This window comes from Novosphingobium cyanobacteriorum (assembly GCF_029436685.1).
Classification (GTDB): Bacteria; Pseudomonadota; Alphaproteobacteria; order Sphingomonadales; family Sphingomonadaceae; genus Novosphingobium; species Novosphingobium cyanobacteriorum.
Genome location: NZ_JAROCY010000074.1, coordinates 1 through 1,013 on the forward strand (window position 1 = coordinate 1; position 1,013 = coordinate 1,013).

Annotated in this window: 1 protein-coding gene; it reads left to right on the top strand. The window is 57.7% G+C overall.

Annotated elements, in window-relative coordinates; translation table 11 throughout:
- Positions 1-116 precede the first annotated feature (116 nt).
- The gene (locus POM99_RS22280; protein ID WP_066210282.1) at positions 117-902 is read left to right on the top strand and encodes an SDR family NAD(P)-dependent oxidoreductase; all 786 of its coding nucleotides are present in this window, start codon (positions 117-119) and stop codon (positions 900-902) included.
- The last annotated feature ends 111 nt before the right edge of the window (positions 903-1,013 follow it).

A 1,013-nucleotide genomic window follows, 5' to 3' on the forward strand; every position in this document is an offset into this window, starting at 1 on the left:
ACCCCCGACAAACTACGTAAAGCGCGGGCGCATATCGCAGCGGGCCTCACTGTTCGTGAGGCGGCGGCCCGGCTCAAGATCGGCAAAACCGCCCTATACAAGGCTCTGGAAAACGCGTGAAACCGCTGGCGATCAAGAACTCGTGGGTGCTGGTCACAGGGGCTTCGACCGGTTTGGGCAGAGCGTCCGCCCTCCGCTTGGCGGCATCGTACCAGGCCAAGCCCCTGATTGTTGGACGAAGGCTCGACAACTTGCGGGAGCTACAGACCGAAATTGACGAGCGGTTCAATGTGCCGTGCGAGATTATAGTGGCTGATCAACGTGAAATCGAGGGCAGGGAGAAAATCGCGGCTAAGGTTGCAGAATTGCAAGTAACAGCCGCTTTGTTGGTTGCCGGAATGACGAGCGTTGGTTCAGTTGATGCAGGCCGTGCCGACACTTATGCCGAGGTAATTGAAACAAACATACTCGGTTTCACGGATTTGCTGGCTCGCCTGATTGCGATTTTCAGGGAGCAGCCGTTTGAATCCTCAGTAATCGCCGTGTCGAGCCTGGCGGGCGAAACATCCGTGCCCTTCCAAGCGGTCTACGGCGCGTCGAAAGCCTATGTGAGCACCCTCATGCGAGCGCTTTCCGTGGAGCTTGCCGGGACGGGAGTGAGTGTTGGGTCTTTTGCACCCGGTGGAATCGACACAGACATGGCTGCCCTCAGCGATTTGAAGTGGGGGAGGTTGGGTTTGATGGACGTTGACCGGTGCGCGGCCCATGCAGTCCACGCTCTGGTTTATCGGCAATCCTTCGCCATACCGGGGATGGGCAACCAGCTCACATATTTGGCGAGCAGGGTTCTACCTCGATCGTTGGTCAATCGGATTGCCGCCCTCCCATATCGGCGCCCGTAGGGCGGCACCACATAAAAGGGGCAGGAAAGCCTGCGAATAGCATCTGCTGGCATCGTACCGGATTTGTTCGCCCTTAGCGTGCAGATACGTCACTTTCGTGTAGTCACCCCT